28 protein-coding genes are annotated in these 23,320 nt (G+C 63.6%); 23 read left to right on the plus strand and 5 right to left on the minus strand.

Going from position 1 to position 23,320, the window contains the following annotated elements:
• The first annotated feature begins 247 nt into the window (after nucleotides 1–247).
• Nucleotides 248–1,360, plus strand: a complete 1,113-nt coding sequence (locus I6L37_RS21815; protein ID WP_042072732.1) for a porin — start codon at nucleotides 248–250, stop codon at nucleotides 1,358–1,360.
• A 177-nt stretch (nucleotides 1,361–1,537) separates the two neighbouring features.
• Nucleotides 1,538–2,170, plus strand: a complete 633-nt coding sequence (locus I6L37_RS21820) for a murein L,D-transpeptidase catalytic domain family protein (protein WP_216992955.1) — start codon at nucleotides 1,538–1,540, stop codon at nucleotides 2,168–2,170.
• Nucleotides 2,171–2,225: 55 nt separating this feature from the next.
• On the opposite strand, the gene I6L37_RS21825 is transcribed toward I6L37_RS21820, so the two are convergent.
• Nucleotides 2,226–2,657: a universal stress protein gene (locus I6L37_RS21825; protein ID WP_026457772.1), complete on the minus strand. Its 432-nt coding sequence runs from the start codon at nucleotides 2,655–2,657 to the stop codon at nucleotides 2,226–2,228.
• A 174-nt stretch (nucleotides 2,658–2,831) separates the two neighbouring features.
• Here I6L37_RS21825 and I6L37_RS21830 point away from each other — a divergent pair, with 174 nt between their 5' ends.
• Entirely contained in the window at nucleotides 2,832–3,593 is a 762-nt protein-coding gene (locus I6L37_RS21830) for a hypothetical protein (RefSeq protein WP_216992956.1), read from the plus strand.
• Between the two features lie 25 nt (nucleotides 3,594–3,618).
• Here the strand turns inward: I6L37_RS21830 and I6L37_RS21835 are convergent, their stop codons facing one another.
• A complete protein-coding gene (locus tag I6L37_RS21835) occupies nucleotides 3,619–4,071 on the minus strand; it encodes an RNA methyltransferase (protein ID WP_042072769.1) in 453 nt (150 codons plus the stop codon).
• A gap of 204 nt (nucleotides 4,072–4,275) precedes the next feature.
• Here I6L37_RS21835 and I6L37_RS21840 point away from each other — a divergent pair, with 204 nt between their 5' ends.
• Entirely contained in the window at nucleotides 4,276–5,367 is a 1,092-nt protein-coding gene (locus tag I6L37_RS21840) for a PfkB family carbohydrate kinase (RefSeq protein WP_216992957.1), read from the plus strand.
• Nucleotides 5,361–6,269: a pseudouridine-5'-phosphate glycosidase gene (locus tag I6L37_RS21845; protein ID WP_216992958.1), complete on the plus strand. Its 909-nt coding sequence runs from the start codon at nucleotides 5,361–5,363 to the stop codon at nucleotides 6,267–6,269. Before I6L37_RS21840 ends, I6L37_RS21845 begins: the two co-directional genes overlap by 7 nt.
• A 44-nt stretch (nucleotides 6,270–6,313) precedes the next feature.
• On the opposite strand, the gene I6L37_RS21850 is transcribed toward I6L37_RS21845, so the two are convergent.
• From I6L37_RS21850 to I6L37_RS21860, 3 genes are read right to left on the minus strand one after another with little or no spacing between them, the layout of a single operon-like run.
• Nucleotides 6,314–6,511, minus strand: a complete 198-nt coding sequence (locus I6L37_RS21850; protein WP_216992959.1) for a hypothetical protein — start codon at nucleotides 6,509–6,511, stop codon at nucleotides 6,314–6,316.
• Between the two features lie 42 nt (nucleotides 6,512–6,553).
• A complete protein-coding gene (locus tag I6L37_RS21855) occupies nucleotides 6,554–7,615 on the minus strand; it encodes a methyltransferase (protein ID WP_216992960.1) in 1,062 nt (353 codons plus the stop codon).
• Between the two features lie 12 nt (nucleotides 7,616–7,627).
• Entirely contained in the window at nucleotides 7,628–8,023 is a 396-nt protein-coding gene (locus tag I6L37_RS21860; RefSeq protein ID WP_026457251.1) for a hypothetical protein, read from the minus strand.
• A gap of 274 nt (nucleotides 8,024–8,297) precedes the next feature.
• On the opposite strand from I6L37_RS21860, the gene I6L37_RS21865 reads away from it, so the two are divergent.
• Genes I6L37_RS21865 through I6L37_RS21945 form a run of 18 tightly spaced genes read left to right on the plus strand, consistent with a single transcriptional unit; the run spans nucleotide 8,298 to nucleotide 23,261 of the window.
• Nucleotides 8,298–9,002 (plus strand): beta-ketoacyl synthase chain length factor, encoded by a 705-nt coding sequence (locus tag I6L37_RS21865; protein WP_216994227.1) that lies wholly within the window; start codon nucleotides 8,298–8,300, stop codon nucleotides 9,000–9,002.
• Nucleotides 8,987–9,781 carry a lysophospholipid acyltransferase family protein gene (locus tag I6L37_RS21870; protein WP_216992961.1) on the plus strand — a complete coding sequence of 265 codons (795 nt, stop codon included), beginning with the start codon at nucleotides 8,987–8,989 and terminating at the stop codon, nucleotides 9,779–9,781. The genes I6L37_RS21865 and I6L37_RS21870 overlap by 16 nt, the downstream gene beginning before the upstream one ends.
• On the plus strand, nucleotides 9,762–10,022 hold the full coding sequence (locus tag I6L37_RS21875; RefSeq protein WP_042028351.1) for a phosphopantetheine-binding protein: 261 nt from the start codon (nucleotides 9,762–9,764) through the stop codon (nucleotides 10,020–10,022). The genes I6L37_RS21870 and I6L37_RS21875 overlap by 20 nt, the downstream gene beginning before the upstream one ends.
• A gap of 4 nt (nucleotides 10,023–10,026) precedes the next feature.
• A complete protein-coding gene (locus I6L37_RS21880; RefSeq protein ID WP_026457247.1) occupies nucleotides 10,027–10,272 on the plus strand; it encodes an acyl carrier protein in 246 nt (81 codons plus the stop codon).
• Nucleotides 10,272–10,838 carry a hypothetical protein gene (locus I6L37_RS21885; RefSeq protein ID WP_042028350.1) on the plus strand — a complete coding sequence of 189 codons (567 nt, stop codon included), beginning with the start codon at nucleotides 10,272–10,274 and terminating at the stop codon, nucleotides 10,836–10,838. Before I6L37_RS21880 ends, I6L37_RS21885 begins: the two co-directional genes overlap by 1 nt.
• Nucleotides 10,835–12,211 carry an AMP-binding protein gene (locus I6L37_RS21890; protein ID WP_216992962.1) on the plus strand — a complete coding sequence of 459 codons (1,377 nt, stop codon included), beginning with the start codon at nucleotides 10,835–10,837 and terminating at the stop codon, nucleotides 12,209–12,211. Before I6L37_RS21885 ends, I6L37_RS21890 begins: the two co-directional genes overlap by 4 nt.
• On the plus strand, nucleotides 12,211–12,576 hold the full coding sequence (locus I6L37_RS21895) for a hydroxymyristoyl-ACP dehydratase (protein ID WP_216992963.1): 366 nt from the start codon (nucleotides 12,211–12,213) through the stop codon (nucleotides 12,574–12,576). The genes I6L37_RS21890 and I6L37_RS21895 overlap by 1 nt, the downstream gene beginning before the upstream one ends.
• Nucleotides 12,573–13,826 (plus strand): glycosyltransferase family 2 protein, encoded by a 1,254-nt coding sequence (locus I6L37_RS21900; RefSeq protein WP_254203527.1) that lies wholly within the window; start codon nucleotides 12,573–12,575, stop codon nucleotides 13,824–13,826. Before I6L37_RS21895 ends, I6L37_RS21900 begins: the two co-directional genes overlap by 4 nt.
• Nucleotides 13,827–13,844: 18 nt before the next feature.
• Nucleotides 13,845–14,249: a hypothetical protein gene (locus I6L37_RS22145; protein WP_254203528.1), complete on the plus strand. Its 405-nt coding sequence runs from the start codon at nucleotides 13,845–13,847 to the stop codon at nucleotides 14,247–14,249.
• Entirely contained in the window at nucleotides 14,236–15,807 is a 1,572-nt protein-coding gene (hutH, locus tag I6L37_RS21905) for a histidine ammonia-lyase (protein ID WP_201983337.1), read from the plus strand. The genes I6L37_RS22145 and hutH overlap by 14 nt, the downstream gene beginning before the upstream one ends.
• Entirely contained in the window at nucleotides 15,800–16,222 is a 423-nt protein-coding gene (locus tag I6L37_RS21910; protein ID WP_216992964.1) for a thioesterase family protein, read from the plus strand. The genes hutH and I6L37_RS21910 overlap by 8 nt, the downstream gene beginning before the upstream one ends.
• On the plus strand, nucleotides 16,219–16,821 hold the full coding sequence (locus tag I6L37_RS21915; RefSeq protein WP_216992965.1) for an outer membrane lipoprotein carrier protein LolA: 603 nt from the start codon (nucleotides 16,219–16,221) through the stop codon (nucleotides 16,819–16,821). The genes I6L37_RS21910 and I6L37_RS21915 overlap by 4 nt, the downstream gene beginning before the upstream one ends.
• Nucleotides 16,811–19,123, plus strand: coding sequence for an MMPL family transporter (locus tag I6L37_RS21920; RefSeq protein ID WP_216992966.1), 2,313 nt, complete (start codon nucleotides 16,811–16,813; stop codon nucleotides 19,121–19,123). Before I6L37_RS21915 ends, I6L37_RS21920 begins: the two co-directional genes overlap by 11 nt.
• Before the next feature lie 11 nt (nucleotides 19,124–19,134).
• The gene (locus I6L37_RS21925; RefSeq protein WP_234924497.1) at nucleotides 19,135–19,677 is read left to right on the plus strand and encodes a DUF3261 domain-containing protein; all 543 of its coding nucleotides are present in this window, start codon (nucleotides 19,135–19,137) and stop codon (nucleotides 19,675–19,677) included.
• Nucleotides 19,674–20,840 (plus strand): beta-ketoacyl-[acyl-carrier-protein] synthase family protein, encoded by a 1,167-nt coding sequence (locus tag I6L37_RS21930; protein ID WP_216992967.1) that lies wholly within the window; start codon nucleotides 19,674–19,676, stop codon nucleotides 20,838–20,840. The genes I6L37_RS21925 and I6L37_RS21930 overlap by 4 nt, the downstream gene beginning before the upstream one ends.
• Complete coding sequence (locus I6L37_RS21935) at nucleotides 20,837–21,298, plus strand: hotdog family protein (RefSeq protein ID WP_216992968.1); 462 nt, start codon at nucleotides 20,837–20,839, stop codon at nucleotides 21,296–21,298. Before I6L37_RS21930 ends, I6L37_RS21935 begins: the two co-directional genes overlap by 4 nt.
• A complete protein-coding gene (locus I6L37_RS21940) occupies nucleotides 21,295–22,020 on the plus strand; it encodes a 3-ketoacyl-ACP reductase FabG2 (protein WP_216992969.1) in 726 nt (241 codons plus the stop codon). Before I6L37_RS21935 ends, I6L37_RS21940 begins: the two co-directional genes overlap by 4 nt.
• The gene (locus tag I6L37_RS21945; protein ID WP_216992970.1) at nucleotides 22,017–23,261 is read left to right on the plus strand and encodes a beta-ketoacyl-ACP synthase; all 1,245 of its coding nucleotides are present in this window, start codon (nucleotides 22,017–22,019) and stop codon (nucleotides 23,259–23,261) included. The genes I6L37_RS21940 and I6L37_RS21945 overlap by 4 nt, the downstream gene beginning before the upstream one ends.
• Nucleotides 23,262–23,320 lie beyond the last annotated feature (59 nt).

Genomic DNA, 23,320 nt, shown 5'->3' on the forward strand with positions numbered 1-23,320 from the left:
CACATCCACATCCCTGCGCACTCATCCTCACCAATTAACCCATTGAATAAAATTAAGTTAATTTTTTATGCTACTTTTTTAATCGCAAGAAATTAACTGTCGTAGCGGATGCCCCAAGGTTAATTAAGCATTGATGCATTCAGCGCCAGTCAAGGTTTCGACTCCTACCTTGTGGGTATCGGAGCCCCTCCGATCCAATAGAACCGAGAAACAGGTTCGGAAGTCTTATTACAGAGGAATAAGCATTATGAAAAAGTCTGCACTGACTCTTGCCATCTCCAGCCTGTTGCTGGCCGGTGGTGCCAATGCCGCAACCGTATACAACCAGAACGACACCAAACTGGACATCGGTGGTCGTGCTCAGGGCATGTACTACGGTACTGATGACGACAGTTCCGAAGGCGACGCCAGCTACTTCCGTGTAAACATGAGCGGTGAAACCAAGATTGCCCCGGAAATGAAGGCTTTCGGTTTTGTCGAGTACAACCTGCCTACCTCCGGTTCTGACAACGACGAACTGCGTTATGCCTACGCCGGCATCAAGCACGATCGTTTCGGTGCCTTCAGCTACGGCCGTCAGGACGGTCTGTTCCGCATCGTTAACGACTACACCGACGTACTGCCCGAATGGGGTGGTGACGGCCTGGGTAAAGGCACCGAAGTATTCGGTACCGGTCGTACCAACGGCCTGGCCCAGTACCTGTACACCTACAACGGTCTGACCCTGGGTGCCCAGTTCACCGGCAACAATGATCCGCAGAACTCCGGTCGCAGCGCCATTGAGCAGAGCTACAGCGGCAACGCCTACACCGGCAACAGCTGGAACACCAAAGGTTCTGCTGAAGGCTTCGCCGTAGCGGCCTCCTACGATTTCGATATGGGTCTGGGTCTGTCTGCTGCCTACAACCAGGCTGGCAAGACTGACGAGCAGTCCCGTTATGCTGCCTTCGGCGGCAACGACGATGCCAAGTTGATGGGTGTCGGCGTCAAGTACGCAACTGGCGACCTCTACCTGGCTGCTACCTATGCCCACGGTGAAGACTACATGTTCATCGGCAATGGCTACAACGGCTACGCCGAGAAGCATGACGGTTACGAAGCCGTTGCCCAGTACACCATCGGCAAGTTCAAGCCGTCTCTGGCTTACCTGCGCACCGACGTGAAAGATGATGCACGCGGTATCGATGACACCTACACCGAGTACGTTTCCATCGGTGCCTGGTACTACTTCACCGACAACTTCAACGCCTATGTTGATTACAAGCTGAACCTGCTGGACGAAGAAAACGGTTCCAGCACCAGCAAGCTGGGCCAGAACACCGACGACATCGTCGCTGTTGCCCTGCAATACAACTTCTAAGCAATTGGAAGTGTGTTACCCCCTGTGAAAGCAATGCCTATTGTATGAATTTCTTTCCGGCCGCTCTGCGGCCGGTTTTTTTATTGCGCCCTTTCAATACCTTGCATATAACTATCGAGCGGATAACGGACTATCTGCGAAAGCTTGGACGGCCGGGAATAGCGAGGTAATTCACGGATGAGAGAATACGCCCGACACAAACACTGGCTGGCGTGGCTGCTGTTGCCACTGCTGCTGGTCGCCATCAGCCTGGACAACCAGGCCCATGCAAGCTGGGATCAGACGCTCTACCGCCAGCTGGGACTGGCAGGCAAGCTGGACAGGGAGACGTTTCGCAAGGCACTTTACGGTTACCAGAGCGTACGCCACAAGCAAAAACCCATCCTTACCATCATCGATTACAGCAAACCATCCAACCTGCGCCGCCTGTTTGTCATCGACATGAAGCGGCACAAGCTGCTCTATCACACCTGGGTCAGCCATGGCCGCAACTCCGGCGAGCTGGCCGCCCGTCAATTCTCCAATCAGCCCAATTCCCTGAAGAGCTCCCTCGGGGTCTACCGTACCGCGGAGACCTATCAGGGCAAGCATGGCTACTCGTTGCGCCTCGATGGCCTGACCCCGGCCCTCAATGGCAATGCCCGCAAACGGGCTATTGTGGTGCATGGCGCGGCCTACGCCAGCCCTTCCCATCTGCGCAAACACAACAAATTGGGTCGCAGCTGGGGATGCCCCGCCCTGCCCAAGGAGCAGGCCAGGGCCATCATTGATGCTATCAAGGGGGGCAGCGTCATCTACGCCCATGGCTGAGGCAACAAAAAGGGCCGGCAAACGCCGGCCCTGATCATCCCATCAGCGCAACGCCCTATTTGCGCACCACCAGCACGGGGCAAGGGGCATGACGCACCACGGATTCAGCCACGCTGCCCACCAGCAGATGGGTGATCCCCGAGCGGCCATGGCTGCCCATGACGATCAAGTCCACCTCATCCTCTTTTGCCTGGATGACGATCTCGTCTGCCGCCCGGCCAAAACGGATATCGAAGGTCGCGGGAATGGGCAGCGTCGCTATCAGTTCCTTGAGCTGGGTTCTGGCCTGACGCTCCATCTCATGGGTAATCTCGATGGCCGTCATGTGCAAGATCTTGTAACTGTCGAAGCCGTGCAGTTGATCGACCACGTGGATCAGCTTGAGCTGGGCCTGATGGGTCTGGGCCATGAAGACGGCGTAGTCGAGTACCGCTTGAGACATGTGGGAAAAATCGACGGGGCAGAGCAGCGTCTTGATCGATGACATAAGCAGTCTCCTCTTCTGTTGTTGGGTCACTATTGAATCTTTAACCCCATCATAACAACTACTTGAAAAAGAACCCTCGACCCTGTCGCAAAATGAGCATCCGAGTTTTTCTGCGCATAGCCGCTACCCATACCTTGGTATAAAGTAAAGGCTCAGCATGACTCGCTTGTCACCATGGAGCCTGTTCTGACTCTACTGCGTATCGGTTTTCTGTTGCTCTGTTGCCTGTGCGCCTCTTTTAGCAGCCGCGCAGCGTCCCTTCATGTCTATTGCGATGACTGGCCCGGCTTCTGCCAAGCGGATGGCAAGGGGGTCTATCTCGAGCTGGTGCGCACCATCTACCAACCCCATGGTTACCGGGTGATCCACCATATTGTGCCCTACAAACGCTCCCTGGCCTTGATCGCCAAGAAAGGGGGGGACATGGCGATGGGGGTCTATCTTGACGAAGTGCGCGGAGTGCGGCAGCCATATTTTCCCGCCTCTGCCGATGATCTGACGGTGATCATGCTCAAGCAGTGGCAACCCCAGTGGCGGGGAGAATCCAGCCTGCTGGGGCAGCATGTGTTATGGCGACGGGGCTGGGCGCTGGACAAATACATCCCGGTCACCATGAAGTGGCACGAGATAGACAGTGACGAGGTGGCCCTGCAGCTGTTGAACAAGGGGCGCTATCGCTACTTCCTGACGGCCGGAGTGCTCTATCCCGACGCTGAACTCCCCACCGGTCTGTACCGGACCTTTCTGCGCTGGATCCCCACCTACCCCATTTTTTCCGATACCGCAGAGGGGGCGAAGCTGCAGCGGATCTGGGATCAAGACATGGCCTCACTGATCCGTCAAGGTACGCTGGCCGATATCTACCGCCACAACCATCTCTATGACTACTATCAGGGATTCATCAAGGAGCTGGAAAAGCAGGCCGCTCCCCGATGACATCAAGGCGAGACACGGTTATCCCCTAGTCAGCCCTGTGCTGCTTGGCCAGGCGGTCATAGAGGATCACGTTGACCGAGGCGGCCAGGTTCATGCAGCCCCGGGTCGGCACATACACCACATCCCTGACCACACCATAGAGGGCGGGGTCCAGGGTGCCATCCTCGGGTCCGAAGATGTAGAAAGCCCGCTCAGGATGCTGGTATTCCGGAAGCGGAGTGGCCCCTTCGATAAGATCCACCACCACGGGCACACAGTCCTCGGGGATAAAGGCCAGCAGATCATCGACCCCCAGTAACGGGATCTTGTCCACCATCTGCTTGGTATCGGTGGCAAACCGGCGCGCCAACTCAAAGCGGTGGCCGGTGTAATAGACCTCATCCACCCCGTAGCAACCCGCCGCCCGCATCACCGAGCCCACATTTTCCGGTGACTTGGGATTGACCAGCCCCACACAGCAGAACGAACGTTTCACCATCATCTCTTCTCCTCTTTGCGGCCGGCATTATAAGCAGCAATGGCGCACCCGACCCGCAAAAAGTGCGCCTTCCGACCGCGTCGGCAACGCCCGCTAACCCAATGACGATTTTTTGTGCGCTCGCCGACACTTTCCACACGCTGCGATGGCGCGAAAAGAGCGAATGGAAATAATAGACAAACGTTTGCAAATGGATGTTTGTCTATGACGGAGCGTGAACAAGAGATCCTCGCCCTGCTGCGCCAGGACCCCATGATCCCCCAGCAGGAGTTGGCAGATCGCCTCGGCATCAGCCGCTCGGCGCTGGCCAGCCATATCTCCAGCCTGATCCGCCAGGGATATGTGCAGGGTAGAGGCTATGTGCTGCGGGAAGGCCCCTACGTGGTGGTGGTCGGCGGTGCCAACATGGATATCTGCGGCACCAGCCATGGCCAGCTGCTGATTGGCGACTCCAACCCAGGCAAGGTGCGTACCTCAGCCGGCGGCGTGGGGCGCAACATCGCCGAAAACCTGGCCAGGCTCGGTACCGATACCCGGCTGCTGACCGCGGTGGGCAACGATCAATATGGCCATCACCTACTCGAGGTGAGCCAGAAGGCGGGGGTCGATGTGCGCCAGACCCAGGTTCTGGACGGCCATGCCACCTCCTGCTATCTCAGCCTGCACGACGGCAGCGGCGAGATGAGCTGCGCCATCAACGACATGGCGATCATCGATCAGCTCACCCCCACAAGGCTCACCCCCCTGGCCGGATTTCTCGCCGGCGCCCGGCTCTGGGTACTGGATACCAACCTTGCCATCCACACCCTCGACTGGCTGTTCGAGCGACAGGGGGAGCACGCCATCTTCGTCGACACCGTCTCGGTGGCCAAGGTGGAAAAAATTCGCCCCTGGCTCGGCCGGATCCATACCCTCAAACCCAATCGTAGCGAGGCGGAGAAGCTGTGCGGCATGACCATCGCCGGACCCGAGACCTGGTCCATGGCCGCCGCCTGGTTCCACCGTGCCGGGGTGCAGCGGCTGTTTCTGAGCCTGGGGGATCAGGGGATTTTCTACAGCGACGGCGAGCAGCAGGGCCATCTGCCGGTACTCGGCAGCCCGGTGCTCAATGTCACCGGCGGTGGAGATGCCTTCATGGCAGGGCTGGCCCACGCCTGGCTGCAGGGGCACGACATCGCCAGCACGGCCCGCTTCGCCCTGGGCTGCGCCGCCCTCACCGTCAATTGTTCCGATACCGTTTATTCCGGTCTCTCCAAGACCGCCGTTGACCGCATACTGGAGGAGTACTCATGCTGAACGCATACCTTGATATCCAGCCGGAAATCGCCGCAGCCCTGGCCGCAGGCAAACCTGTCGTGGCCCTCGAATCCACCATCATCTCCCACGGCATGCCCTATCCACAGAACGTGGAGACGGCCCGCCAGGTCGAGCAGGTGGTACGCGACAACGGCGCTGTGCCGGCCACCATCGCCATCATGGATGGTCGCCTCAAGGTGGGGCTGGATGGGGACTCCCTGGAGGCGCTGGGCCGCGCCGGCCACGCCGTCACCAAATGCAGCCGACGCGATATTCCCTTCGTGCTGGCACGCAAGGGGATGGGGGCCACCACGGTCGCCTCGACCATGATCATCGCCGCCATGGCGGGGATCCGGGTGTTTGCCACCGGTGGCATCGGCGGGGTGCATCGCGGCGCGCCCGAAACCTTCGACATCTCGGCGGATCTGCAGGAACTGGCGCAGACACCCGTCGCCGTCGTCTGCGCCGGGGCCAAGTCCATTCTCGACATCGGCCTGACCCTGGAGTATCTGGAGACGCAAGGGGTGCCCGTCATCGGCTACCAGAGCGAGGAGCTGCCCGCCTTCTACACCCGCGAAAGCGGCTTCAAGGTGGATTACCGGCTCGATACTCCGGCGGCCATTGCCGAAGCGCTGCGTCTGAAATGGGAGCTGGGGCTGGCTGGTGGCGCCGTGGTGGCCAACCCCATTCCGGCCGAGCATGCCATGCCCAAGGCCGACATAGATGCGGCTATCGCTCAGGCTCTGGGTGAGGCGGAGGAGCAGGGGATCAAGGGCAAGGCCTCGACCCCCTTCCTGCTGGCCCGGGTCTGCGAACTGACCGGCGGAAATTCGCTCTCGGCCAACATCCAGCTGGTGCTCAGCAACGCCGCCCTGGGGGCGCGCATCGCCACCGCCCTGTAAATCAGGCTCCCCAATGAAAGAAGGGCCCGCGGGCCCTTCTTGTCTTACTGGTTCTGGATCTCGTTGTCAATCCCTTTGACCGTATCGCGCGTGCCATGACCGATCTCCCGGGTCACATCCCGCGTGGTATGGCCTATCTCGCGGGTCACATCACGAGTCGTATGGCCTATGGTACGCCCCGCCCCCTTCAACTCGGCGCAGCCCGCCAGCAACACGGCGGCAATCAGCAGCAGGTATTTCATCACGGCTCCATGCAATCAGTCAGGCTCTACTGTTTACCCGCTTCACAGCGGCGTCGCAACCAGCAGCGTATGGCCCGGTCCCGAAATGTCGTGATCGGCCTCCACATGGAACTCCGCCTCCCGCAGACACTGGTACAGCTCCTTCGAGTGATAGAAGCGACTGTTGCCATTGGCCAGGCAGGTGAAGTAGAGGGAGGTGGCATTGAGACTGAAGCTCGCCGCTTCGAACGGTTGCCGATCCCAGAACAGCTCCAGGATGCACAGGCGCGCCCCCGGCTTCATGCTGCGACGGATGCGCCGCAGCAGCGCGACGATCTCGTCGTGGCCGAAGCAGTCGAGAAACTGGCTCATCCACCAGATATCCGCTTCACCGGGAAGCTGGCGCTCCTCAAGCAGGTTGACCGGATAACCCCGGACCTGACCTGCCAGCCCGGCCTCGCGGATCTGCTCGTCGGCCATGGCGATCTGCTCCGGCAGATCGAGGATGGTCACTTCCAGCTCGGGATTGCGCCGCGCGCACGAGAGGGCCCACTTGCCGGTGTTGCCGCCGAGATCGTAGAGGTGACGGGGTTCGTAGCCAAAGACCAGATCCTGTACCTGCTTGAACGCCCAGTCCGAATAGAAGTGGTCGAAGCGAAACCAGCTGCCACGTGCCGGCTCCGGCAGATCCTTGAGATGGGGATAGAGACTCTGCCAGTCGCCAAACTCCTTGATGCCGGCCGGAGTACCACTCTCGATGGCCTGCTGCAGATGGGCGAGGGGCTTGTAGCAAACGTGCTGGACAAAATCCATGTTGACCCGGGTCATGGGATCGCTCAACAAGTATTGTCCCACCTTGCCCAGATGGTAGCGCTCCTCGCGGACGTAGCAGATGCCGCCCCCCAGGCCCATGTCCAGCAAGACGCCGACCGCATACTCGGTCAGACCGGTCTCATGGGCGAGAGTGGCTACAGTGGCCCCTTCCCGGGAGGCGGCCAGGCTGGTGAGGATGCCGGTCTCGCGCAGACTCCAGGCTGCCTGGAACAGCATGGGGGCGAAGGCAATCCGCTGGGCCTGGCTGATGGCATCCAGTGCGTTATGGCTATCGGAGTGATAGTGATTCAAGAGACACCGACCTTACTTGTAGCTGCTGGCGCGATTCAGTTCGATCTGAATAGCCTGATTCAGCCCGTTGATCCAGCGGTTATAATTACGGTGAATTTTTCCGCTACCGTTGTCACTTAAATTGACGCTGCTCACATAATTAATGGAATAATTGAGAGTGTTATAGGGAATACTGATGTTTGCCTGATGTGAGCGAACTTGAATATGGCCGCTAATTAACCCTGGACGTTCTTCACGCATTACCCATTTCTTACTGACACCCGCATTAATAATTGCTTGAGAAATTGTCTGTTCGCTGAGATTGGCCGGTACCGGGCTATTGCTCATATTCATGACCGGTTGGGTCGTGGAGCAGCCTGCGGCCAGCGTTAATGTGAGGGCTGCAAAAATAAGTTTAAATATTTTCATTTTATTAACCTTTTTAAATTGTGACACCTGCCAAAAACCGCCCCAATAAAACAATAAAAACTACAAGCTTTCAATAAATAAAGGAAGGTGAATTAACTTTCCATCACACCTATTGGCGAGCTCACACTTTCCCTCTGGTCATAAAGAAAAATAATGGTAATATGCAGCCCTATTTCAGAATCCTTAACCGGAGCTGAACCGACTTTCTGTGGGTCCGGTCACATCTCCCCTGGTATCACAGCCGTTAGCGCATCAAGGTCGTTTCGTGCACAGAATGCCCACTTTTTCCATCGTTGAAAGCCACGCCCTGGCTCCGGGCATGTCGACCCGTGAGCAGTGGCTGGCGTGGGCTCAGGATGGCTTCTGGCTGCCTCCGGCACCCGCTGTGACGCCCCATATCCCCATGATGGTGGCCAGGCGCATGAGCCTGGGTGGACGCCTGGCGGTCGAGGTGGCGCTTGAGCTGCTTTCCCGCCATCCGGTGGATGGCGCCGTGTTTGCCAGTCGCCACGGGGAGCTGGATCGCTCCCTGGGCCTGCTCGGCGCCCTGGCCGAGCGGCGCAACCTCTCTCCCACCGATTTCTCCCAATCGGTGCACAACACGGCCGCCGGATTGACCTCCATTCAGGGCAAACAGCCCATCCCCATGAGCTCCCTGGCTGCCGGCACCGGCAGTGTTGCTGCCGCGCTGCAGGAGGCGATGGGCATGCTGGCCGACAGCATGGAACGGGTGCTGGTGGTCAGCTTCGAAGGCGTGATCCCCGCCTTCAGCCAACCCTGGCTGCCCGATGAAGCGCCACCCCACGCGGTGGGCCTGGTGTTGGCCAGGGGAACACAGTGGCGAGGAGAGGTGATGACGACACCCTCAGGCGCAACCGGCACAGGAGATGCCCTCGCCTGCTGGCGAGCACTGCTGACCGATGAGTCGCGTTTTTCTATTTTCGACGGGCGTCGGGAGTGGCTATGGCAGCGAAATTGAATCAGCTCTGGCGCTTGTTCGGCACCATGCTGGGGTTTACCCTGTTTGGCCTGGGTTGCCTGCTGCTGACCCTGTTCTGGTTTCCTTTGCTGTGGCTGTTTGTCCGTGGTGACATGCAGCGTCATCTTGCCCAGACCACCATCCGGGTCACCTTCCGTCTGTTTATCAATATTCTCAAACTATTGGGTGTGCTGGATTACCGTTTCCACCATATTCCGCAGCAACTGAACGGCGTGCTGGTGTTGGCCAATCACCCCAGCCTGCTCGATTACGTATTATTGGCTGCCCATATGCCGGAGTGCGACTGCATCGTCAAAGAGGCGCTCTGGCATAATCCTTTTGTCGCCGGTATTGTCCGCGCCGCCGGGTATATTCCCAACGTGGCGGCCGAAAAATTGTTGCCCCTGTGCAGTGAGCGCCTGCAACGGGGTGGCGTACTGCTGATATTTCCGGAAGGCACCCGCACCACGCCGGGTCAGCCGCTGAAACTGCAGCGGGGGGCGGCTCACCTCGCCGTGCGCTGCAATGCCAGATTGCAACCGGTACGCATTCACTGCTCGGCCTCTTTTCTGACCAAGCAACACCCCTGGTTTCGGGTGCCCGCACACAAGCCGGTCTTTACGGTAGAATTTCTGCCCCAATGCCAGGTTCAGGAGATGTTGCCACAGGAAGAGACCCCTTCACTGGCGGCACGTCATCTGACCCATTATTTCAAACGGGTATTGAGCCCGACCCAACCCGCACCGCGATGGACTCAAGATGCAACACACCTTAACTGAAGAAATCAAACAACTGATCATCGACAGCCTCAACCTGGAGGGCATGACGCCGGCCGACATCGACGCCGATGCCCCGCTCTTCAACGACGGCCTCGGGCTCGACTCCATCGATGCCCTGGAACTGGGTCTGGCGATCAAGGGTCGTTACGGCATAGTGCTCTCCGCCGATGACGAAAACACCCGTCGCCACTTTGCCAGTGTCACTGCCCTGGCGGCCCTCGTCGCCGCACAGCGAGGATAAGGCCATGACCAGAGACGACATCTTCAACGAGATCCGCAATGCCCTGGTCGAGCTGTTCGAGATCGATCCCGAGGCCGTGACCCTGGATGCCCAGCTCTATCAGCAACTCGAGCTCGACAGCATCGACGCCATCGATCTGGTGGTGCATCTGCAGAAGCTGACCGGCAAGAAGATCAAGCCGGAAGAGTTCAAGTCGGTGCGCACGGTCGCCGACGTGGTCGACGCCGTCGAACGCCTGATCGCCGAGTAATGGTGCGGCGGTTCAACCTGCTGGCAGGCGCCCTGCTGCTGCTCTATCCCCTGCTGGTCTACTTTTGCCTGTCATCCGGGGAGGGGCAGCTGCTGACGCTCCTGCTGCTGCCACTGTTTGCCATTCGCCTCATCGCCGGCTCGGCGATGCCGGTGGCGTGGCAGTGGGCGACCCGCTGGCTCGGGGCCACCGGCCTGCTGCTGGTGCTCCTGAACCTCTTGTTTCGCGAGCACGACTGGCTGCTCTACTACCCGCTGGCGGTCAACGCCACCCTGCTGGCCCTGTTTGGCGCGAGCCTGCGCCAACCCATGACCATGGTCGAGCGGCTGGCGCGCCTCACCACGCCGGACTTGCCCGAGCAGGGGGTTCGCTACACCCGCAAGGTGACGCAGGTGTGGTGCCTCTTTTTCATCGCCAACGGAGCCCTCTCCGGCTGGACCATCTGGCAGGGGGACTTGGCGCTCTGGAGCCTCTACAACGGCCTTATCAGCTATCTGCTGATGGGCGCCCTGATGGGCGGCGAGTGGCTGATTAGGCAACGAGTGATGAAGCGGGGTACACCATGACCCTGCTGGATGAACTGCTGCTGGCCGATGGCAAGCGCGTCGTCGCGTTCGATGCCCAAGGTGAGGTCACGCTGGAGACCCTGCGCCGCACGGCCATGACGCTGGCCGACCAGCTGAAGAGCGGCTCTGCGACCCGCTGGGCGCTCTGTCTGAACGACAGCTACCACTTCACCGTTGCCCTGCTGGCCTGCGCCATAGCCGGACACGATGTAGTGCTACCCGGCCACCAGCGGCTTGCCGCTCTAAAGGAATTGTTCGAGCAAGAGGCCTTCGACGGCATGCTCTGCGACGAGGCGTTCTCGCTTCCCTGCCCCGTGCTGCGGGTGGATTGCGTTGCTGGCGACGACGCACAGCCCATGATCAGCCACGCCCCCTCCCTGGCGCCGACCCTCACCCTCTACACCTCGGGCTCCAGCGGCCAGCCCAAGGCCATCGCCAAGCCCTGGTCACTGATCGAGGCAGAGGTGCGGGTGCAGGCGACCCTCTGGGGCCCCGCCCTCACGGGCGCACGGCTCTTTGCCAGCGTCAGCCACCAGCATATCTACGGCCTGCTGTTTCGCATCCTGCTACCGCTGGCCCTCGGCGTGCCGTTTGCCCGCCGCCAGACCGACTACCCGGAGCAGCTGCTCGGCCAGCGCCAGCACTGGGCACTGGTCAGCTCGCCGGCGTTTCTCTCGCGCCTCGGCGCCAATCTCAATGCCCCCGGCTGCCGACTGGTGGTCTCCTCCGGTGGCCCCCTCGCGTATGAGGATGCGCGCCAGTGCGCCGCCCTGCTCGGTCCCTTGCCGGTGGAGATCTACGGCAGCAGCGAGACCGGCGGCATAGGCTGGCGCCAGAGCAGCGCCCCGGATTGCCCCTGGACCCCCTTCCCCGGGGTCGAGGTCGGCTGTGACGAGCAGCAGACCCTGCTGTTGAGATCTCCCTTTATGGACGAGCTCGCCCCCTGGCGCGGGAGTGATCGCATCGCCCTGTGCGGCGAGCCGGGGCAGTTTCGCCTGCTGGGCCGCCTGGATCGCATCATCAAGCTCGAGGAGAAACGCATCTCTCTCGATGAAGTGGAGCTGCGCATCCAGTCCCTCGATGGTGTGTGTGATGCAGCCGTTCTGCCCCTCGAGCAGGGTGGCCGCCAGATCCTAGGGGTCGCCCTGGTGCTGACCCCGGAGGGGATGGCAAGCTTCGCCCGCCTCGGTCACGGCGCCTTCTTGCAGGCCCTGCGCCAACGGCTTCGCCCCTGGCTCGAGCCGGTGGCACTGCCGCGCAGTCTCAGACTCTTTCAGGCTTTGCCCCTCACCGGCGCCGGCAAGCGCGACGGCGTGGCGCTGCGCCGCGCCTTCGACGAGCCGGCCGCCCCCACTCCCGGAGAACACCCCTGATGGATATTTCACTGCTCCCCACGCAGTTGGCGCGTCAGGTCACCTCCGACGGCGTGCAACTGCTGCTGCGCCTTGATGCCGACCTGCCCTGGTTTAGTGGCCACTTTCCCGGCGCCCCCCTGCTGCCCGGGGTCGCCCAGCTGCACCTGGCCATCCACTACTCCCGCGAGGAAGGGCTGCTTGCTGGTGAATTTCAGGGGATGGATCAGCTTAAATTTCAGCGCCCCCTGCGCCCGGATGAGCAGTGCTGGTTGATGCTACAGAGACAAGACAACGGCCAGCTGCGCTTCGAGTACCGGGTCGGCTGCGCCGAGACCCTGGCCGAGTTGCCTCTGGCGAGCAGTGGAAGGGTCAAGGTATCGTGACGCCCTGCCTTATCATCCCCTGCTACAACCACGCCGCGCCCCTTGCCGGCGTGCTCGATGAACTCGCCTCCCTCGGCCTGCCCTGCCTGCTGGTGGACGATGGCAGCGAACCGGTTGCCGCCGCCCGGCTGGACCAGCTGGCTGCCGAGCACGCCACCTGGATCACCCTGCTGCGCCATGAGCGCAACCGGGGCAAGGGCGGAGCGGTCAAAACGGCGCTGCTGGCGGCAAGGGGCCTGGGTTTTAGCCACGCCCTGCAGATCGATGCGGATGGCCAGCACGATCTCGCCCGCCTGCCGGATCTGCTGGCCGAGGCGCGGCGTTACCCCGAGGCTCTCATCTCCGGCGCCCCCCAGTACGATGAGTCGGTGCCCAAGGGGCGCCTCTACGGCCGCTACCTGACCCATGTCTGGGTCTGGATAGAGACCCTCTCGTTCGAGATAAAAGACAGCATGTGCGGCCTGCGGGTCTATCCGGTGACAGCAAGCTGCGAGCTGCTCGAGCAGTGCGCCCTCGGGGAGCGGATGGATTTTGATATCGAGGTGATGGTGCGCCTGCACTGGCGCGGGGTACAGGTGCGCTTTATCCCGGTGAAGGTGCACTACCCAGAAGATGGCCTCTCCCACTTCAACCCGCTGCACGACAACCTGCGCATCTCCTGGATGCACACCCGGCTGGTATTGACCTTGCTGCGCGATGGCGCCGCCCACCTGCTGCGCTGGCCCAAGAGGCTGCTGAACAAGGGGAAGGCGCACTGGTCGCGCACTCCGGAGCGTGGCACCCTGCTCGGCATCCGCACCCTGCTGTGGAGCTACCGGCTGCTCGGGCGCCCCGGTTTCAGAGTGATATCGCTGCCGGTCATCGCCTACTTCTGGCTGACCGGCCGCCGCCAGCGCGAGGCCTCCCGCAACTATCTGGCCCGCCTCACCGCCCGCGCCGGGCAGCTTGGCCATCCCCTGCCCGAGCGGATGGGGAGCCTGCGCCACTTCCTGCGCTTTGGCGAGGCGGCCCTCGACAAGCTGGCCGCCTGGCGCGGCGACATCCGCCTCGACGACATCGAGCTGGTCAACCGTGAGCACTACGAGGCCGCCCGCGGCCAGGGGGCGCTCATCATCGGCTCACACCTGGGCAACCTGGAGCTGTGCCGCGCCCTCGGTAGCCAGGAGCAGGGAGTGCGCATCACGGCCCTGGTCTTCACCCGCCACGCCGCCCGCTTCAACGCCCTGATGCAAGAGGTAAACCCCGATTAGGGCCTCAACCTGGTACAGGTGCAGGAGCTCGGGCCCGATACCGCCATCATGCTCAAGTCCCGTATCGAGGCGGGGGAGTGGGTGGTGATCGTGGGGGATCGCACCTCGGTGACCAAAGAGAAACGCGTGGTCTGGGCCGATTTTCTCGGGGAGAAGGCGCCCTTCCCCTTGGGACCCTTTGCCCTGTCGGCGGTGCTCGGCTGCCCCACTTATCTGATGTTCGGACTGCGGGAACAGGGGCGTTTTCGGGTTCATTTCGAGCCCTTTGCCGATGGCACTCCCCTGCCCCGTGCCGAGCGCCAGCAGCGTCTCGAGGCCAGGGTGCAACACTACGCCGATCGGCTGGAATACCACTGCCTGCGGGCCCCGCTGGAGTGGTTCAACTTTTTTGACTTTTGGCATCTGACCGATGAGCAGGATTGAGCAAGGTATGCACGAGATCGTATTCGGGGCCCGTCCCCTCACCATTGAAGAGGTGGTCGCCCTGGCCGAGCGCCGCGCCACCCCGACGCTCAACCCCGAGCCCGCCTTTCGTGCCCGTATCCAGCGCGGCGCCGACTATCTGGACCGGCTGCTGGCCGACGAAGGGGTCATCTACGGCGTCACCACAGGCTACGGCGACTCTGTCACCCGCGCCGTGCCCCTGGATCTGGTCGATGCCCTGCCCCTGCACCTGACCCGTTTCCACGGCTGTGGCCTGGGCGAAAATCTCAGCCCGGCCGCCACCCGCGCCGTGCTGGCCACCCGCCTCAACTCCCTGGCACAGGGGGTCTCCGGGGTCAGCGTCACCCTGCTCGAGCGCCTCACCTGGCTGCTGGAGCAAGATCTGCTGCCGCGCATTCCCGAGGAGGGCTCGGTCGGTGCCAGCGGCGATCTGACCCCCCTCTCCTATGTGGCCGCGGCGTTAGTGGGAGAGCGCGATCTCTATCGGGACGGCCAGCTGATGGCGGCGGCGGATCTCTACCGTGAACTCGGCATGACACCGCTCAAGCTGCGCCCGAAAGAGGGGCTGGCGCTGATGAACGGCACTTCTGTGATGACGGCGCTCGCCTGCCTCGCCTTCGCCCGCTGCGACTACCTGATGCGTCTGTGTACCCGCATCACGGCGCTGGTGAGCGTGGCCATGGAGGGCAACGCCTTCCACTTCGACGAGCGCCTGTTTGCCGCCAAACCCCACCCGGGCCAGCAGCAGATCGCCGCCTGGCTGCGCGCGGATCTGCAAAGCGGCGAGCTGCCCCACCACAGCAACCGGCTGCAGGATCGCTACTCCCTGCGCTGCGCGCCCCACGTCATCGGCGTGGTGGCCGACAGCCTGCCCTGGTGGCGCCAGCTCATCGAAAACGAGCTCAACAGCGCCAACGACAACCCCCTCATCGACGGTGACGGGGAGCATGTGATGCACGGCGGCCACTTCTACGGCGGCCACATCGCCATGGCCATGGACAGCATGAAGGTGGCGGTGGCCAACCTGGCCGACCTGCTCGACCGCCAGCTGGCGCAACTGGTGGACACCAAGTTCAATCAGGGGCTGCCGAGCAACCTCTCGGGCGCCAGTGAATCGCTGCGCTTCATCAACCACGGCTTCAAGGCAGTGCAGATCGGCGCCTCAGCCTGGACCGCCGAGGCCCTCAAGCACACCATGCCCGCCAGCGTCTTCTCCCGCTCCACCGAGTGTCACAATCAGGACAAGGTGAGCATGGGCACCATAGCGGCCCGCGACGCCCTGCGGGTGCTGACCCTGACCGAGCAGGTGGCGAGTGCCAGCCTGCTGGCCGCGGTGCAGGGGGTGGAGCTGCGCCTCGCCCTGCAGGGCAAGGGGCCCGACGCCCTTAGCCCGGCGCTGGCTCACACGGTGGAGGCGGTGCGCCGGGATCACCCCTTCCTGACTGAAGATCGCCCGCTGGAGGCCGAGCTGCGCGCCCTGATGGGGCGCCTGCAGGCCCGTCACTACCCGCTCTATGACGAGGTGCCCCATGGCTGAACCCTGGCAACTGAGCGCCGAAGTCGACGTCACAGTCCCGTTTCACGACGTGGACATGATGGCCGTCGCCTGGCACGGCCACTACCTGCGCTACATCGAGCTGGCCCGCTGTGCCCTGCTCGATCGCATCGACTACAACTACCCGCAGATGGAGGCCTCCGGCTACCTCTGGCCGGTCATCGACGTGCGCATGAAGTACGTGGCGCCCCTGCGTTTCGGCCAGACGGTACGGGTGCGCGCCACCCTGGTGGAGTACCAGAACCGCCTCAAGATTGACTACCTGCTCTACGATCCCGCGACCAACCGGCGCACCAGCAAGGGCTACACGGTGCAGGTGGCGGTCAGCAAGGAGAGCGGCGAGATGTGCCTCGCCTCGCCCCGGGTGCTGCTCGACAAGCTGGGGGTGGCAGAGTGAGAAAGTGCCTCTGGCTGCTGCTGGCCCTGCTCCCCTGGCCCCTGCTGGCCGGTCAGATCACCCTGGCCGAGGTGCAGCGCCAGCTCACCGCCGCCGATGCCCGCAGCGCCCGCTTCGAGCAGGAGCGCCAGATAAGCGGCCTGAGCCAACCCTTGCGATCAGGCGGCGAGATCCTGCTGGTCAAGGGCAAAGGGCTCTGGTGGCAGCAGCTAAAGCCCTTTCCCCTGACCCTGACGCTCACCCCGACCCGCATGGTACAGCAGTTGCCGGGCCAGCCGGCCCAAACCCTGGACAACCCCCAGCTACTGGAGTTCAGCAACCTGATGCTGGCCCTGTTTGACCCGAGCGAAGCGGCGCTGGCGAGCTATTTTCGTCACACCCTCACCAGCGAGGGAAAGGAGTGGACCCTGACGCTTGAGCCTATCCGAGCTCCCCTCGACAAGGTCTTTGCCACCCTGGTGCTCAAGGGGCGCCATGAGCTCAGGTCGCTGGCTATCCACGACAGGCAGGGGGATGTCACCCTGATCCGCTTTTCCAACTGGCAGCTCAAGACCCTGCCATTGAGCGCCGAGGAGCAGTCCCGCTTTGATGCTCACTGAACGACACTGGCGCCTGCTGGGGCGGGCCTGGCTGCTGCTCTGCGTGGTGGTCTGCATCGCTCTGGCGCTGGCCCTGCCCCGCGCCCGTTTCAACACCAGCGTGATGGACCTGCTGCCCAAAGAGGAGCATCAGCAGTGGCACCCCGAGCTGCGCGCCGGACTGCTCGCCAACCTGGACCGGCAGCTGGTGTGGCTGGTGAGCCTGCCCGCTGGCAAGGACGGTGAGGCGGCCGCGACCGAGTGGAGCCGACAGCTGCAAGCCATCGACGCCCTGGTGCAGGTGAAGGGGGCCCAGCCCGAGCTAGCACCCGCCTGGCAAGCCTATCTGCAGCAGATGGCGTGGCAGCACCTCACCCCGGCCGCCCGGGCGCGGCTGGAGGGGGGCGCCAGCGTCTGGAGCCAGTGGGTGCTTGGGCAGATCTACTCCCCCTTCGGCGGCGTCTCCCGGGCCGAATGGCAGGCAGACCCCATGCTGCTGACCCGCGCCGCCGTGCTCGAGCAACAGAGTCCGATGCAGCTTGGCGAGCAGGGCTGGTTGAGTGCCCAAGGGCCCGATGGCCGGCGCTGGTATCTGGTGCGCGCCGAGCTTAACCTCTCGGCCTTCGACATGGCCCGTAATCGGCAGCTGCTGGCCGAGCTGACCCGCGCCGAAGATACGCTGAAACAGGACTACCCCGGGGCCGAGCTGCTGCGCCGCGGCACCCTGTTTTATAGCCAGCACGCCAGCACCCTGGCCGAGCAGGATATCTCCACCATCGGTCTGGGGTCGCTCTTTGGCGTGGTGCTGCTGATCTGGCTGGCGTTTCGCTCCCTGCGGGCCCTGCTGCTCTCCCTGTTGCCGCTGGCCATGGGGATGCTGTGGGGACTCGGCGCCGTGCTGCTGGTGTTCGGGGAGATCCACGTCTTCACCCTGGTGATCAGCACCAGCCTCATCGGCATCTCCATCGACTATGCGCTCCACTTCATGAGCGAGCGGCGCCTGCACGGCCACGAGACGCCGGCCCAGACCCGCGCCCACCTGCTGCCGGGCCTGAGCCTGGCCCTGCTCACCACCCTCATCGGTTATGCCCTGCTCTGGCTCGCACCCTTCCCCGGGCTGCAACAGTTGGCGGTCTGCGCCTTGGCCGGCCTGCTGGCCGCCTTCCTGACCGTGTTGCTGCTCTTCCCGGCCTGGCTCGGGAAATTGTCACAGGGGCCGCTCCCCATCCGCCGCTGGCAGGCGCGCTGGATTGCCGCCTGGCGCGCGCCCGCTGGCCTGCGCCGCTGGCTACCGCTGCTGGTTCTCGTCATCAGCGCCATCGGTGTGAGCCGCCTGGTGGTGGATGACGACATCCAGAAGCTGCAACCCTTGCCCCATGCCTTGCAGGCGCAGGAGCGCCAGATCCAGCAGCTGACTGGCCAGCAGGGGGGCATGACCGGCTATCTGGTGGTCGGACGCGATGGCGAGCAGGCCCTCACCCGCCTCGAAACCCTGGCGGGCCGCCTCGGGCAGGCCCGCCAGCGCGGGCAGCTGGAGCAATTCGTCGCCATCAGCCAGTGGCTCCCCTCCCTGGCCCGCCAGCAGGGGGACCATAACGCCATCGCGAAGCTGCAACCTGGCGTCATCGCGGCGCTCCAGGGGGCCGGCCTGCCGGTAGAGGCCAAGACGCGCCCCTTCTCGCCGCTCACCCCCGAAGCCTGGCTGGCGAGCCCCGTGAGCGAGGGGAGCCGACTGCTCTGGCATGCCTTGCCTGACGGCCGGGTCGGCATCTGGGTGCCACTCGCCGGCATTCACGATGCCGCCGCCCTGGCCAACCTCGCCACCGAACTGGATGGTGTGGTGTGGCAGGATCAGCGCAGCCAGTGGAGCCAGCTCTTCGCCGACTATCGCCTCAAGCTGGCCGAGCTGCTGCTGGTAGCGGTATTGCTGGTGACCGGGCTGCTCTGGCGGCGCGTCGGCTGGCGCGTCGCGGCGCGCATCCTGCTGGTCAACGCCCTGGCCATCGCCATGGGGCTGGCCCTGCTCGGTTTCAGCCAGCAGCCGCTGACCCTCTTCGGGGTGTTGGCGCTGAGCCTCATCTTCGGTATCGGCATCGACTATGGCCTCTTCTTCGCCCACTGCGGCGAGGATCCCGGGCGCCAGCAGTCGACCCTGCTGGCCATTTTGCTCGCCCACCTCACCACCCTGCTGGCCTTCGGCCTGCTGGCGCTTAGCCACACCCCGGCCATCGCCGGCTTTGGCATCGTGCTGAGCGGCGGGATCTTTACCGCGTTTTTGTTATCGCCCATGGTGCTGGCCCCGCGGCCGGCTGCGGAGTCATGATGAGATATCTGATGTGTTTGCTGTTGCTGCTGGGCGGCTGCAGCAGCCGGCAGGGGGTGGAGGCCTTTATCGCCCCGAACGTCCCCCTGTCGCTGCCGGCGCCCACCCTGGCCGAACCTCTCACCCGCCAGCAGCTGCTGCTGGCCAGCGCCCAGGGCAAGCAGTACCAGCTGCTCACCGCCCTGGAGGCGGGCCCGCAAGGGATCACCCTGGTCGGCCTGATGCCCACCGGGGCACGCCTGTTCAAGGTGCAGTACGACCAAAGCGGCATTCATAGCGAGCGCCTGCTTCCCCTGCCGGGCAGTGCCCTGCCGCCCCCCGCCCAGGTGCTGGCGGATGTCATGCTCTGCTACTGGCCCGTGGCCGACTGGCAGCCCCGCCTGCCTGCCGGCTGGCAGCTCAAGGACGAGGGAGATGTCCGGCGCCTCACCGATCCCGCCGGAGAGCTGGTCACCGAGATCCGTTACCACACCTGGCAGGGCCAGCGCGAGCCGGTCAGCCTGACCCAGCACCGCTTCGGCTATGCCCTGACACTGGAGAGCCTGGCCCCATGACCCTCTACGTTCACGCCTACAGCCTCATCAATGCCCTCGGCCGCGGCAAGGAGGCGGTGTGCGACGCCCTCAACGGGTGGCATAGCCGGGGTGAGAGCCCCCTTGATAAAGAGCACTGGACTCTGGTTGATGGCCGCACCTCGCCGGTGGGGCGGGTGAGCGATCCGCTGCCCGAGGTGGCGCAGCCCCGCCACGACTCGCGCAACAACCAGCTGCTGCTCGCCGCCCTGGCCGACATCGAAGCCGAGGTGAGCGCGGCCATCAGCCGGGTGGGCCCGGATCGGGTGGCCCTGGTGCTCGGCACCAGCACCTCCGGCATCGGCGAGGCCGAGGTGGCCGTAGCGGCGCAGCTAAGAGGTGAAGCGATGTCGCCTCGCTTCGACTATGCCCAGCAGGAGCTGGGATCCCCGTCGACCTTTCTTGCCGAGCATCTGGGCATACTGGGACCGGCGATGACCATCTCGACCGCCTGTTCGTCGAGCGCGCGGGCCTTTATCACGGCGCGCCGCCTGCTCGAGAGCGGCCAGGCCGATGTGGCCCTGGTCGGCGGTGCCGACTCCCTGTGCGGCCTCACCCTGAACGGTTTCGACAGCCTGGAGTCCTTGAGCGAGCGGCGCTGCCGTCCGTTTGCAGCGGGGCGCGACGGCATCAACATCGGTGAAGGAGCGGCCCTGTTTCTGGTGAGTCGCGATCCCGCCCCCCTGGCCCTGCTGGGGGATGGGGAGTCGTCGGATGCCTGGCACATCTCGGCGCCGCACCCGGAGGGAGAAGGGGCCGAGCGGGCCATGCGCATGGCGCTGGCGCGCGCCGGTCTTGAGGCCGAGCGCATCGATTACGTCAACGCCCACGGTACCGCCACTCGTCTCAACGACGAGATGGAGAGCCTGGCCCTGTCGCGCCTCTTCCCCCACGGGGTAGCGGTGAGTTCCACCAAGGTGCTGACCGGCCACACCCTTGGGGCGGCCGGGGCCACCGAGGCGGCCCTTTGCTGCCTGCTCCTGGAGCGCGCCCTGCCGCTGCCCCCGCAAGGGGAAGCGCAAGACCCGAGTCTGGCCCCGCTGGCGCTGGTCAGGGAGGCCGGGGCGGCCCGCATCATCATGTCCAACTCGTTTGCCTTCGGTGGCAACAACGTGAGCCTTATCTTTGGCAAAGAGGCACCATGACTTTTCCTCCCATAAAACAACTGCTGCCCCACCAGGCGCCCATGCTGTTGCTCGATCGCGTCACGGCGTTTGCGGCGCAGAGCATCAGCTGCGAGACCCGGGTGGGCGAGCGGCACGCCCTGCTGCTCGATGCACAGGGCAACCTGCCCGGCTGGTGCGGCATCGAGCTGATGGCCCAGGCCATCGCCGCCTGGGCCGGCTTGCAGGCGCATCAGCGTAGCGAGCCGGTACGTATCGGCATGCTGCTCGGCACCCGCAAATACGAGAGCCAGCTGCCCACGTTTGCCGCCGGCAGCCTGCTGCGCATCGAGGCGCACTGCCTGCTGCAGGACGCCGGCATGGCCAGCTTCGAATGCCGCATCCTGCAAGGTGAGACCCTGTGCGCCAAGGCGCGCCTGAGCACCTACCAGCCCACGACGGCCCAACTGTCAGACTTACTGGAGACCCAATCACAATGAACTCGACCGTATTGGTAACCGGCGCCAGCAAGGGGATTGGCCGGGCCATCGCCCTGAAACTGGCCGCCGACGGCTTTGCCGTGGTGGTCCACTATCACGGGGATCAGCAGGGCGCCCAGGCGACCCTCAACGACATCGTCGCCCAAGGCGGGAGCGGGCGCCTGATCCAGTTCGATATCGGCGACCGGGAGCAGTGCCGCGCGCGCCTTGAGGCCGACATCGAGCAGCACGGCGCCTACTACGGCGTGGTCTGCAACGCCGGTATCGTGCGCGACGGCGCCTTCCCGGCCCTGACGGACGGGGAGTGGGACGACGTCATCCACACCAACCTCGACGGCTTCTACAACCTGCTCAAGCCCTGCATCATGCCGATGATCGGGCTGCGCCGCGGCGGGCGCATCGTCACCCTGTCGTCAGTCTCCGGCATCATGGGCAACCGTGGCCAGGTGAACTACAGCGCCTCCAAGGCGGGCCTCATCGGCGCCACCAAGGCGCTGGCACTGGAGCTGGCCAAGCGGCGCATCACGGTCAACTGCGTGGCCCCCGGCCTTATCGACACCGGCATGGTGAGCCCCGAGGTAGAGAGCGAGGCGCTCAAGATGATCCCCCTCAAGCGGATGGGACAGGCGGACGAAGTGGCAGGTCTGGTCTCCTACCTGATGTCCGACATCGCCGGCTACGTGACCCGGCAAGTGATTTCCATCAACGGAGGCCTGATATGAACCGACGTGTCGTCGTCACCGGCATGGCCGGGGTGACCGCCTTTGGCAACGACTGGGCCAGCGTGAAGGCACGCCTGCAGGCAGGGCGCAGCGCCGTGGTAACCATGCCGGAGTGGGCCGTCTACGACGGGCTCAACACCCGGCTGGCGGCCCCCATCACCGATTTCTCCCTGCCGGCCCACTATCCGCGCAAGAAGACCCGCGCCATGGGTCGCGTCTCCGAGATGTCCACCGTGGCTACCGAGCTCGCGCTGGAGCAGGCCAGGCTGCAGGGTGATTCTGTGCTGACCGATGGTCGCACCGGCATCGCCTACGGCTCCTCCACCGGCAGTACGGCCCCCATCAGCGCCTTTGGCGCCATGCTCAACGACAAGACCACCGCCAGCATCACCGCCACCACCTATGTGCAGATGATGCCCCATACGGCGGCGGTCAATACCGGCCTCTTCTTCGGCCTGCGCGGCCGGGTCATCCCCACCTCCAGCGCCTGCACCTCAGGCAGCCAGGGGATTGGGTATGCCTATGAGGCGATCCGCCACGGCTACCAAACAGTGATGGTGGCGGGAGGTGCAGAGGAGCTCTGCCCCTCCGAAGCCGTGGTGTTCGACACCCTGTTTGCCACCAGTCAGCTCAACGACACCCCCGAACTCACCCCGCGCCCCTTTGACCGGGATCGCGACGGCCTGGTCATCGGTGAGGGGGCCGGCACCCTGGTGCTGGAAGAGCTGGAGCACGCACTCTCGCGCGGCGCCCCCATCATCGCCGAGCTGGTGGGCTTTGCCACCAACTGCGACGCGGCCCACGTCACCCAGCCCCAGAGCCAAACCATGCAGCTGTGCATGCAGATGGCGCTGGATCAGGCAGGGCTGACCCCCGAGCAGATCGGTTACATCAGTGCCCACGGCACTGCCACCGAGCGCGGCGACATCGCCGAGAGCCAGGCAACCGCCGCCATCTTTGGTGACCAGACCCCCATCTCGTCCCTCAAGAGCTACTTCGGCCATACCCTGGGGGCCTGCGGTGGTATCGAAGCCTGGCTGTCGCTGGAGATGATGCACGATGGCTGGTTTGCTCCGACCCTCAACCTCGCCAACCCGGATCCGGCCTGTGCCCCCCTCGATCACATCACGGGAACGGGCCGCGAGCTGCCGGAGATCGAATACCTGATGTCCAACAACTTCGCGTTTGGTGGCATCAACACCTCCCTCATCTTCCGGCGCTGGGACAACTCGCAGCCATAAGCAAAGATGCCAGTCGGCAAACGCTGACTGGCATCTTTCTATTTCCCCCTCTTCATTCC

It is taken from the genome of Aeromonas sp. FDAARGOS 1407 (assembly GCF_019048725.1).
In the GTDB taxonomy this organism is placed as follows: domain Bacteria; phylum Pseudomonadota; class Gammaproteobacteria; order Enterobacterales; family Aeromonadaceae; genus Aeromonas; species Aeromonas enteropelogenes.

What these genes read in the sequence shown, in the direction of transcription:
- I6L37_RS21815 (WP_042072732.1), top strand. Translation starts at nt 248, where the DNA reads ATGAAAAAGTCTGCACTGACTCTTGCCATCTCCAGCCTGTTGCTGGCC.
- I6L37_RS21820 (WP_216992955.1), top strand. Translation starts at nt 1,538, where the DNA reads ATGAGAGAATACGCCCGACACAAACACTGGCTGGCGTGGCTGCTGTTG.
- I6L37_RS21825 (WP_026457772.1), bottom strand. Translation starts at nt 2,657, where the DNA reads ATGTCATCGATCAAGACGCTGCTCTGCCCCGTCGATTTTTCCCACATG.
- I6L37_RS21830 (WP_216992956.1), top strand. Translation starts at nt 2,832, where the DNA reads ATGGAGCCTGTTCTGACTCTACTGCGTATCGGTTTTCTGTTGCTCTGT.
- I6L37_RS21835 (WP_042072769.1), bottom strand. Translation starts at nt 4,071, where the DNA reads ATGGTGAAACGTTCGTTCTGCTGTGTGGGGCTGGTCAATCCCAAGTCA.
- I6L37_RS21840 (WP_216992957.1), top strand. Translation starts at nt 4,276, where the DNA reads ATGACGGAGCGTGAACAAGAGATCCTCGCCCTGCTGCGCCAGGACCCC.
- I6L37_RS21845 (WP_216992958.1), top strand. Translation starts at nt 5,361, where the DNA reads ATGCTGAACGCATACCTTGATATCCAGCCGGAAATCGCCGCAGCCCTG.
- I6L37_RS21850 (WP_216992959.1), bottom strand. Translation starts at nt 6,511, where the DNA reads ATGAAATACCTGCTGCTGATTGCCGCCGTGTTGCTGGCGGGCTGCGCC.
- I6L37_RS21860 (WP_026457251.1), bottom strand. Translation starts at nt 8,023, where the DNA reads ATGAAAATATTTAAACTTATTTTTGCAGCCCTCACATTAACGCTGGCC.
- I6L37_RS21865 (WP_216994227.1), top strand. Translation starts at nt 8,298, where the DNA reads ATGCCCACTTTTTCCATCGTTGAAAGCCACGCCCTGGCTCCGGGCATG.
- I6L37_RS21870 (WP_216992961.1), top strand. Translation starts at nt 8,987, where the DNA reads ATGGCAGCGAAATTGAATCAGCTCTGGCGCTTGTTCGGCACCATGCTG.
- I6L37_RS21875 (WP_042028351.1), top strand. Translation starts at nt 9,762, where the DNA reads ATGCAACACACCTTAACTGAAGAAATCAAACAACTGATCATCGACAGC.
- I6L37_RS21880 (WP_026457247.1), top strand. Translation starts at nt 10,027, where the DNA reads ATGACCAGAGACGACATCTTCAACGAGATCCGCAATGCCCTGGTCGAG.
- I6L37_RS21885 (WP_042028350.1), top strand. Translation starts at nt 10,272, where the DNA reads ATGGTGCGGCGGTTCAACCTGCTGGCAGGCGCCCTGCTGCTGCTCTAT.
- I6L37_RS21890 (WP_216992962.1), top strand. Translation starts at nt 10,835, where the DNA reads ATGACCCTGCTGGATGAACTGCTGCTGGCCGATGGCAAGCGCGTCGTC.
- I6L37_RS21895 (WP_216992963.1), top strand. Translation starts at nt 12,211, where the DNA reads ATGGATATTTCACTGCTCCCCACGCAGTTGGCGCGTCAGGTCACCTCC.
- hutH (WP_201983337.1), top strand. Translation starts at nt 14,236, where the DNA reads ATGAGCAGGATTGAGCAAGGTATGCACGAGATCGTATTCGGGGCCCGT.
- I6L37_RS21910 (WP_216992964.1), top strand. Translation starts at nt 15,800, where the DNA reads ATGGCTGAACCCTGGCAACTGAGCGCCGAAGTCGACGTCACAGTCCCG.
- I6L37_RS21920 (WP_216992966.1), top strand. Translation starts at nt 16,811, where the DNA reads ATGCTCACTGAACGACACTGGCGCCTGCTGGGGCGGGCCTGGCTGCTG.
- I6L37_RS21925 (WP_234924497.1), top strand. Translation starts at nt 19,135, where the DNA reads ATGTGTTTGCTGTTGCTGCTGGGCGGCTGCAGCAGCCGGCAGGGGGTG.
- I6L37_RS21930 (WP_216992967.1), top strand. Translation starts at nt 19,674, where the DNA reads ATGACCCTCTACGTTCACGCCTACAGCCTCATCAATGCCCTCGGCCGC.
- I6L37_RS21935 (WP_216992968.1), top strand. Translation starts at nt 20,837, where the DNA reads ATGACTTTTCCTCCCATAAAACAACTGCTGCCCCACCAGGCGCCCATG.
- I6L37_RS21940 (WP_216992969.1), top strand. Translation starts at nt 21,295, where the DNA reads ATGAACTCGACCGTATTGGTAACCGGCGCCAGCAAGGGGATTGGCCGG.
- I6L37_RS21945 (WP_216992970.1), top strand. Translation starts at nt 22,017, where the DNA reads ATGAACCGACGTGTCGTCGTCACCGGCATGGCCGGGGTGACCGCCTTT.